The organism is Candidatus Aquicultor sp. (assembly GCF_054640775.1).
This window is the reverse complement of sequence record NZ_JBTSLF010000114.1, coordinates 1-8,691: the sequence shown is the minus strand read 5'-3', so window position 1 is coordinate 8,691 and position 8,691 is coordinate 1. Positions and strand designations below refer to the sequence as shown.

Genomic DNA, 8,691 nt, shown 5'->3' with positions numbered 1-8,691 from the left:
TACCTCATATGGACGGGTGCGCCGTGCATATCTCGGCCTGGTTACTCAGCAACGGCGGATTAGCAATCAACTTGCCGAGGCCCTGGGTTCCGAGAGGCCGTTTGCGGTTGAGATCGTGGCTGTTGAACCCGGTGAGCCCTCCGCAAGAGCCGGTATACGTGCCGGCGACATAGTTGTCGCAGTTAACGGTCAGAAGGTATCCGGCATCGATGATATCCAGCGGGCGCTTACACTATGGTCGATCGGTGAGCCCATAACCCTTACGGTAGTTCGAAATGGCAACATGATAGATATTACCGTCTTGCCGGGCGAGGCTGCCGCCGCATAAAAATGATCGGCCTCGGATTGCGCGCTTTAGTAGGTTGCTAGAGGTTAGAGACCCTTGATGAGATCGTTTACGGCTTATGGTAAGATTAGGGACACGAGCAGCTCGCACCAGCAAAACAGGAGTGGTATGGGCACCCCAGTATTAGTTACTAGAGCCGTCACGGCATTAAAAGAACGCTCTGTGCAAATTGTGCTGGCGATATCATGCTTGGGCCTGTTCCTTCGGTTATACCAACTAGGCGCTAAGAGCATCTGGCAAGATGAAGGCTACTCGATTACGTTGGCCGGATTAGACTTGCCGCACATGATAAAAGCGCTCTCCCTCGGAGACCTAAACCCGCCCCTGTATTTTATCACGCTGCACTCTTGGATCGGCCAGTTCGGCAATTCAGAATTCTCGGCACGACTTCTCTCCGCATCATTCAGCTTTTTTGCGATTATCGTAATTTATAAACTGGGTACGTTACTCTTCAATAAAGAGGTCGGAATCTTAGGCGCGCTATTGCTCGCGATATCTCCGTTCAATATCCATTATGCTCAAGAAGCACGGCCTTATAGCCTGCTGGTCCTGTTGGCCCTGCTCTCGGTCTATTTCTTCATAAAACTCCTCAATAGAACCGGCGGTATCTCTCTCGGCTACATTCTCTCGAGCGCATTGTTGCTGTATGCGCACATGTTCGGTTCACTCGTGATCGTGGTTGAGAATATCTTTCTCCTGACGACGCTATTGCCGCACATGCGAAAGCTACGGAGCCTGCAGATAAAAAACTGGGTGTTTAACCAGCTACTACTGATCGCGCTCTTCGTTCCATGGATCTTTTTCTTGCTCTACAAACTACTGCCGCAAATCCATATGAGGCAGGGCAAAAATTGGCCGATACCCCTTCCCACCGCACAATCGATCTTAGACACATTCGTTAGTTTTTCAGGAGAACCCTTTGTGCTGGTCATATTTGCCGGCATGATAGCCATTCTGCTGGCAGGGATCATAGATTCCGGCAAAAATCGCAAAGCGGCCGAGGACAACGATGATAGATATAAGGTCTTTCTTTTACTAATCTGGTTGTTTGTCCCGGTCGCGGTCGCATTTACCGTTTCCAGGTTTTCAGTCCCGGTTTTTGCTGATAAGTACCTTATAGAAGTCTCGCCCGCCCTTTACTTGCTAGCGGCACGGGCTTTACTGGCTATAGACTATACATCTGTGAGGGTGGCTCTGGTCGGGATAGTAGCCGTACTCTCGTTGCAAAATGCCGTGGATTATTATCACCAGCCCGTTGCCGAACAATGGCGAGAGGTAGCCCGGATAGTCGATACAAAGGCCGGGCCGGGTGATCTGGCGCTGTTTAATATAGATATGTGCCAGGTATACTGCTTCGATTATTACTCAAGAAGGACCGATTACGAAAAAAAGAATTTTTCTGAAAACGAGGTTGCCGTAAGTAAGAAAACAATCGACGAACTCGAGTACTCCATTAAAGGCCGCAAAAGGGTCTGGTTCGTGCTTTTTGGGATCGTCGACAACGCCGAACATATCAATAACACCCTTAGAGACTCCTTTAACCGCTCGTACTATAAAAGATGTAATGGATTAGAGGTTTGTCTTTTTGAAGCAAAATAATTAACAAAATGAGGGCATCCTCAACTTGTGCCCCCGGGCCGCTTGAAAGTAAAAAGTCAGGAGGTAAAGAGGTAAAAGCCGGAGACGAATTGCCGGTATCGGTTTCTGGGTATATACGCGGCAATAATGCAGATGGATGAGAACCTAAAAGTGAGGGGTTGATATGTGGGCACGAGCAACGGTCGGCAGTCATTATGGAATATTCGAGGTAATGGGCGTTGAGCTCTATAAAGAGAGCGACACCAGTTTTATCCTTTACGGATACTTGCCAAGATCCATCCCGGAGATACCGGTAAGCCTGCACGAGTCGCTAAGGGGCGGGATGACGCACATCGACTTCGTGAAAATCCATGAGTTTTTAACGGAAGCAGAAGGAAAAGTCGCCGTAGACAAATTCCAGGCGCTCATCGAACAAGGCGCTCCCGGCGTCTTTAGCGTAACCGGTGAGAAAAGGGCGGCGTAGGAACAAGAGCGCTACCGATGCAAGAATCAGACAACGACATAACGGTCGAGACCTGGACCGAGCTTGCCGAGCAGCTTTACGATAGCGAAGGGCACACCGCCGCCATCGATCAGGTGAACAATCAAACCGGTACTTCCGCCTGTGTTTATCCCCCTATCCTCTTTTTAAGCCACTCATCATGCGCTCTTCCGGCTACCTGCTGGAAGCACGTGACCCTATTTATCCCACACTAGTACAGCTATGTATCCTCTTGTGCTCACATAAAGAGATGGGCGTCTTAAGCAAAAGAGAAACAATGAGATTGTTAAGCCGTCCCCCCTAATCGCTTACGACCTGCTCTGATCCTGAACGATCCCTTGAACCATGATATGTCCGCAAAATTGTTTTGTCGCCATAAGGTTTATCCACCAATGTATGCGGGAATCTCAAGCGCTGAAAACGAGCGTAGGGAGGGGGTGATACACATAAAAAAGATAGTAGTTTTTCTACTCTTCTTGACGGCGCTCCTTTCGTTCTGCGGCATAGCTTATGCCGTGGGCGACATCGCTCCCACGCCATACGACCTCAGCCAGCCCAGAAACGGGTATGAAGCCAAGGACTGGAACTACAAAGAGCAGGGTGAAAACGTATCCTCTGGCGGTTATACCGGGTCAACGGGATTGAGTACAAGCGTCCACATCTACGGCACCTGGAACAGCCCGTATACTCTCGGTATCGACGGCTTTAACTACAACGATTCACAGGACTATACCGATGACGGGACTATGACCAGCACCGGTCTCTATACCGCGGGGCCCCACGGCGGTTATTTAACCACTTCACATAAGTGCCGTGAGTGCCATGCGGTCCACCGTGCAGCCGGTAAGTTCAAGTTGTTGCGCTCTGATACGAGGTTTGAGGCATGTGACTGGTGCCACGGCACCGGGGCCGGCTCTGGCTTTAATATCGAGATGGATAACGACGATGCGTTTACCACGGAGTATAATACCGGTCACACCATGGGCTTTGGTATTAGCTCGGGCAAGTGGAAAGCACCGGATGACACCTATCCGGCCTTCACGCCTAATTACTGGTTTGGTGGATTCTCGTGCTTCGACTGCCACAGCCCGCACGCCAATCCACAGCGGATATTGGGCTACAACAACAGTGGACAGCCCGTCGGCACAGCATCTGGTGGGAAAACCTACGGCATCTCCAACCCGGGGCACGATATACTGCCAAACGATACGACACACCTGGGCAACGACCCTGTATACCTCTCGGGTAGTTGGCTCTTAATAAAAGACCCGGATCACGAGCTTGCCTCATCGGCAGAGAGCAACATCAGCTACTACGACGTCAACCAAGGCTCGGTGGTTTCCACAAGCGTGACGGAGGGCCAGGAGATCAGCGATGGCATCTTCGCCTTCTCTGCAATAATCAACGGGGAGGCTACGATTACCTCGGGGCAGCTCCACCAATTCAGCGCAGACACGGCATACCCCATCAACAAGCTTCCTATCGACTGGAACGTTCCAATCGGTGGCGCCAACGACGCCTCGTCCCCAGGTTCGGGCTTTTACACACGCAACACCACCGATAACATGTGGAGCGTCTCCGAGTTCTGTACCGATTGCCATGACGGCAACTCGAGCCTGCATACGACAGAGGCACCGGTGTTCAGTGAGGACCGTGCGCTGCGCGCGGCCGAGAACAACAGCGTAGCCCCTGATTGGAAGAACAGCTACGACCTGGCGTACGGCCACGACGAGCAATCGCGGCAACAATGCAAACGCCAGCTTCGGTTTAATCCGGAGGATGGAGAGGACTTTGGGCCAAACTGCCGTAACTGTCATAGGGGCTCAAGCGGGTGCAGGACATGCCACCAGGAGCCGCTCGCAAATTACACGATAAGCCCGCCTATCTACACCGCAGATAGCGCAACCGCAGCGAACGATGCCCTCGGGCTTTCCACGTACTCCGTATTTTTGACGAGTACCGGAGAAAACAACATGGTGGTCGAAAGTCCGACCTATAAGTTCTATAAAAAATCGCGTACGGTCGATTGGTCGAATGCCTGGAGAACGGCATCAGGATTTGTCGCGGCCGGACAGCGGATGGCGGCCGGACAGGAAAACGCGACCGGGGTCGGCTCCGCGTGCGCCGATGACGGTTTCAGCTGGCCGCACAGAACCTTGGGATTCAAGATGCTCAAAGACGACCTCTTCGGCCTTGATTTCAATGGACAACCGGTCGCAGTGGGCGGCTCTCGACACGACGGGGCCAACACTTACGCGGTCCATGACATCGACAGTGTTTGCTTGGATTGCCACAATCCGGCGATCTGGAACGCAAGCAGCATGACAACACATACCGACACCGCAAGCAATCCCTATAACGATGATTTGCTCCTCAGGGGATTACCGTAAGGGACAACAAGAGCACGTTTGCTCTTTTGATGCGTACAGTAAAAAGAGGCCCGGCTTAAAGGGGCCTCTTTTTATCGTCAAAAATCTTTGCCGGGTTATCGCGGATAAACTGCTGAGCCCGCTTGAGGCCGACGTATCTTGCTGCAACCTCAAGCGCCCCGGTAAAATCGGGGGCACGCCGGTCGGGCGCATGGGAATCCGTTGCTAATATATCGACCTGCCCCCGCTTCAAAAGCTCGATCGCCGTATCACGGCAGGCTTCATCCAGCTCTCCGGTCAAGCTGTTTGCGTTCACCTGGATGGTGCAACCCATGTCGATAAACCGCTTCAAACGGTCCGGTTTTCTCTGGATATCGTAAATCCTCTCTGGGTGCGCCAGGATGGGGCTCCAGCCGTCAATGCGCATCCTGAATAGGATGTCCTCGGCGAAGGGTGGAATGCCCTCAAACGGGAACTCAAAGAGGATGTGGCTACTTTCTGCAAGCGAGAGCACCTCGCCCTCTCTCAACTCGCGCGGCAAATCCGGGCTTATCCTTAGCTCGTTGCCCGGATACACCTCTACCGGTACGCCGTCTTTCCTCAGCTCGGCACGCAAAAGCTCAACGGCCGCCAGTATCTCACTTCGTGCCGGTCGATGATAATTATTATGGTGCGGCGTCGCGATGATCTTGGTAATCCCGTTCTTAAGCGCAACCCGGGCCATCTCGACGGCCCCTGAAAGTGTAGCCGGCCCATCATCGAGCCCGGGCAATATGTGGTTGTGCGTATCGATATATCCGTCTGCCAATATCGTCCCTTCGATCGTTATCGTAGCGCTCTTTCTATTATTATCTATTTCCTATTCTCCATCAAAAAGCGCTCTTGTCCATCCCATGCTTCATTCAAGAACGTAGTGCCAGCTGTCGATAAGCTGAATAATATCCAGGGCAGTAACTGTATGGGTGGCAAGAATGCACACGGCGATGGAATCTAACATCTATGAATATGGTCATATATTTCCACTACTTATTTCAGCAGCGGCGCTTATTTTCTTGTTCTTCAACCGGACCAACCTTAAATCATACCGTTTTTATATGTATTACCTGGTGTGTTTATCGGCGTTTTTCATTGCAAGCCTTCTTTACGTGCTCTCTATCTTCAATATGCCGCTCCTGCATAGCTTAGCCGGGCTCCCTGAGTTAGTAAGCATTATGGCCATTGTTTTAGTGGTTCGAAGTGACCGCTTAAAGGGTGGTGGCAATGTTTGAAATAGCTATCCGCATAGTAAATATATGTGCTTGCGCAGTCGGCACATATTTTGCGCTCTTTCGTCGTAGCAATCCTGATAAAAATAGGCTTCGCTTTATCTTTTCGCTTGCTCTTTTTTCTTTTGCTATCACTAATGCAATTGCACTGGCGCACTCGTTTACTGATCTGCCCGTTTTTCATCTCCTGGGAAGCTATCCAAGTACAATCATCCCGATGTTGCTGATTGCAAATTTACTCTTAATCATGCAGGTTATTGAGAAAAACGACCTTAAAAACAGGGAGAGAAAATTAATTGCTCTCCAAAATATCGGCACAAAGGCGACCAATGCCCTTGACCTGAAACAAGTCTCAAAGCTGGCGCTCAATGAGATTCTGGAAATATCACAATTTGATTGGGCGGCGCTTTACACGGTGGGCAAGAACAAGGATTATTTAGAGCTTTTATGGTCAGAGGGAACGCTTAAGCGGGTGGATATAGACCTGTCGGTTCTTCCGGCTAAAGAACTGTTCTTTGTCCTTGCTTCGTCCGAAGATCAGCTCATAGATATTTGCGATCCCGAATACCGCGGTGTTTTGCAACTATGTGATACGCTGGAAGCCGCCGGCGTTAAGAATGCCTTTGCTACACAGCTGGTTAATCAACAGAAGGCGATAGGCGTCATAGTGCTGGCCCGCAGAAACCACGTCGACACTAAGCTCGATGAACAGCAGTTCATCACCAACGTTGCAGCATGGCTCTCCGTTGCGATAAGCAACGCAAAACTCTATGAGGATCTACAAACGGGCTATTTTAAGATCACCCTGGCTCTCTCTAAAGCAATCGAGGCAAAAGACCCATATACTCGTGGGCATTCGGGCAATGTCGCGCAGCTCTCCGCAGACTTAGCCTCACATTTAGGGCTGAACAAGACCGATATCGAAAGAGCATATATAGGTGGGCTTCTTCACGATATCGGAAAGATTGGTATACCGGGCGCGATTCTTAAGAAGCCAGCGTCACTAACGGATGAAGAATTTGCCACCATTAAAGAGCATCCGTACAAAGGGCTTGAGATAACCCAACCGATCGATGCGTTAATTAATGTTTCGGATATCGTTATATACCACCATGAACGCTTTGATGGAAGAGGCTATCCGCTCGGGCTTGGTGGGGAGAATATCCCGCTTCTGGCCCGCATCGCCGCACTGGCCGATGCATTCGACGCTATGACCAGCGATAGGCCTTACCGTAGAGGAATGCCCGTCGAAAAGGCTCTTGCAGATATTGAGCAAAACAAGGGAACCCAGTTTGATCCGACACTGGCGGCCCACTTCATTACCATGGTCCAAAACAAGCAGCAACGCGAGTATGCCGTCGACCTCACCGATGATGAGCTGGCGGTGCTCTTTGATGAGAATGATGAGAGCCCTGTAGACAATAAACGGGCTGCCGGATAAACACGAGCAACAAAAAACAAAATCCCGAATATTCCTATCCGGGATTCGGTGGGCCTAGCTGGAGTCGAACCAGCCACCTCACCCTTATCAGGGGTGCGCTCTAACCAACTGAGCTATAGGCCCGCAAACATCATACATTGTAGCGTATGGACACCGCCATTTCCAGAGCCAGCTACATATTTTACCTGTCTGACAAGAAAATATCAAGGCCGCCGTCTCGGCTGCTCTTGAGGGCAGGGGAACCCCTCAGGGTTGATTAATGGGTTAAAACTTTGTTATTGTGAGATATAGTTATAACGCACGATTTTGGCGGTGATACCTTGTTTGAAATGGAAGTTCACGGCGTCAACCTTGATATGTTGACAAACCAGCCGGTCATTATATTAAAAGACCTCAAATCAAATCGCTATCTCCCAATCTGGATAGGACAATTCGAAGCAACCGCTATCCTTATGGAGGTCCAGGGGATACACCCGTCGCGCCCGCTCACCCATGACCTGCTTAAGACCATTATCGATACGCTCAGCGCCCAAATAACCCGCATCGTGATCAACGATCTAAAAGAGGGGACGTTTTACGCACAGATACACATGTCGGCCAATTCAAACCAACTGCAAATCGACGCCAGGCCGAGTGATGCAATAGCGCTTGCGGTGCGATCCAACGCTCCGATCTTTGCCGACGAAGGCGTTTTAGATCAGGCCGCGATAACGAGCGAAGACGGCGAAGAGGAAGAGGTTGCCCGCTTCCGCGAGTTTCTAGAAAACGTAAGGCCAGAGGATTTTAAAGAAGAATCGTAAGCGACTAGAAGCGCACTTCCCCTAACACTTCCAACCTTTTTATCGTTCCGCGTGGAATAATGTGAAAATCATTGTGGCGATATCCACGACCCCTGTTGGTGAGGTCATAATCCTGAACTAGCACGACATAGTCCTCGGTCTCTTTCCAAACCAAGCCCACGGTAATTTTGGAGAGCCTGAATATTTCGAAATCGTCCGGTATTTCGACACGGGAGTACGCGGTGATGTCTTCCCACCATACTGCTGCTACATTCTTTATCTGCAGTTCTTCAAAATCGTCGTCTTCGCCAAGGAAGTCGACATCGGGTGTCACATAGGTTTCTTCAGAAACCGCTTTTCCGCTCATGTTAGATGGTAAATCTTTCAATGCGTAATTCTCCTTTTGTCTTA

At 50.5% G+C, this 8,691-nt stretch carries 10 protein-coding genes and 1 tRNA gene; 8 read left to right on the top strand and 3 right to left on the bottom strand.

Features of this window, described 5'->3' with window-relative positions:
* From ACYC56_RS09825 to ACYC56_RS09805, 5 genes are all read left to right on the top strand, one after another.
* Positions 1 to 328: S1C family serine protease (locus ACYC56_RS09825; RefSeq protein ID WP_461374002.1), on the top strand; the 328-nt coding region annotated here is incomplete at its 5' end.
* Between the two features lie 126 nt (positions 329 to 454).
* Complete coding sequence (locus tag ACYC56_RS09820; protein WP_461374001.1) at positions 455 to 1,945, top strand: glycosyltransferase family 39 protein; 1,491 nt, start codon at positions 455 to 457, stop codon at positions 1,943 to 1,945.
* A 163-nt stretch (positions 1,946 to 2,108) separates the two neighbouring features.
* A complete protein-coding gene (locus tag ACYC56_RS09815; protein ID WP_461374000.1) occupies positions 2,109 to 2,408 on the top strand; it encodes a hypothetical protein in 300 nt (99 codons plus the stop codon).
* A 17-nt stretch (positions 2,409 to 2,425) separates the two neighbouring features.
* The gene (locus ACYC56_RS09810) at positions 2,426 to 2,641 is read left to right on the top strand and encodes a hypothetical protein (RefSeq protein WP_461373999.1); all 216 of its coding nucleotides are present in this window, start codon (positions 2,426 to 2,428) and stop codon (positions 2,639 to 2,641) included.
* 222 nt (positions 2,642 to 2,863) lie between these two features.
* Positions 2,864 to 4,816 carry a hypothetical protein gene (locus ACYC56_RS09805; RefSeq protein ID WP_461373998.1) on the top strand — a complete coding sequence of 651 codons (1,953 nt, stop codon included), beginning with the start codon at positions 2,864 to 2,866 and terminating at the stop codon, positions 4,814 to 4,816.
* Between the two features lie 55 nt (positions 4,817 to 4,871).
* On the opposite strand, the gene ACYC56_RS09800 is transcribed toward ACYC56_RS09805, so the two are convergent.
* Positions 4,872 to 5,603, bottom strand: coding sequence for a tyrosine-protein phosphatase (locus tag ACYC56_RS09800; protein ID WP_461373997.1), 732 nt, complete (start codon positions 5,601 to 5,603; stop codon positions 4,872 to 4,874).
* A gap of 163 nt (positions 5,604 to 5,766) precedes the next feature.
* Between ACYC56_RS09800 and ACYC56_RS09795 the strand changes: the two genes are divergently transcribed.
* Entirely contained in the window at positions 5,767 to 6,063 is a 297-nt protein-coding gene (locus ACYC56_RS09795; RefSeq protein WP_461373996.1) for a hypothetical protein, read from the top strand.
* Positions 6,056 to 7,501 carry an HD-GYP domain-containing protein gene (locus tag ACYC56_RS09790; protein WP_461373995.1) on the top strand — a complete coding sequence of 482 codons (1,446 nt, stop codon included), beginning with the start codon at positions 6,056 to 6,058 and terminating at the stop codon, positions 7,499 to 7,501. The genes ACYC56_RS09795 and ACYC56_RS09790 overlap by 8 nt, the downstream gene beginning before the upstream one ends.
* A 49-nt stretch (positions 7,502 to 7,550) precedes the next feature.
* Here the strand turns inward: ACYC56_RS09790 and ACYC56_RS09785 are convergent.
* A tRNA-Ile gene (locus tag ACYC56_RS09785) sits at positions 7,551 to 7,624 on the bottom strand.
* A 206-nt stretch (positions 7,625 to 7,830) separates the two neighbouring features.
* Here ACYC56_RS09785 and ACYC56_RS09780 point away from each other — a divergent pair.
* Positions 7,831 to 8,301 (top strand): bifunctional nuclease family protein, encoded by a 471-nt coding sequence (locus tag ACYC56_RS09780; RefSeq protein ID WP_461374003.1) that lies wholly within the window; start codon positions 7,831 to 7,833, stop codon positions 8,299 to 8,301.
* 4 nt (positions 8,302 to 8,305) lie between these two features.
* Here ACYC56_RS09780 and ACYC56_RS09775 read toward each other — a convergent pair.
* A partial coding sequence (locus ACYC56_RS09775; protein WP_461373994.1) for a hypothetical protein occupies positions 8,306 to 8,691 on the bottom strand: 386 nt, incomplete at its 5' end.

Coding starts and splice junctions, on each gene's coding strand:
- ACYC56_RS09820 (WP_461374001.1), top strand. CDS start 455: ATGGGCACCCCAGTATTAGTTACTAGAGCCGTCACGGCATTAAAAGAA.
- ACYC56_RS09815 (WP_461374000.1), top strand. CDS start 2,109: ATGTGGGCACGAGCAACGGTCGGCAGTCATTATGGAATATTCGAGGTA.
- ACYC56_RS09810 (WP_461373999.1), top strand. CDS start 2,426: ATGCAAGAATCAGACAACGACATAACGGTCGAGACCTGGACCGAGCTT.
- ACYC56_RS09795 (WP_461373996.1), top strand. CDS start 5,767: ATGCACACGGCGATGGAATCTAACATCTATGAATATGGTCATATATTT.
- ACYC56_RS09790 (WP_461373995.1), top strand. CDS start 6,056: ATGTTTGAAATAGCTATCCGCATAGTAAATATATGTGCTTGCGCAGTC.
- ACYC56_RS09780 (WP_461374003.1), top strand. CDS start 7,831: ATGGAAGTTCACGGCGTCAACCTTGATATGTTGACAAACCAGCCGGTC.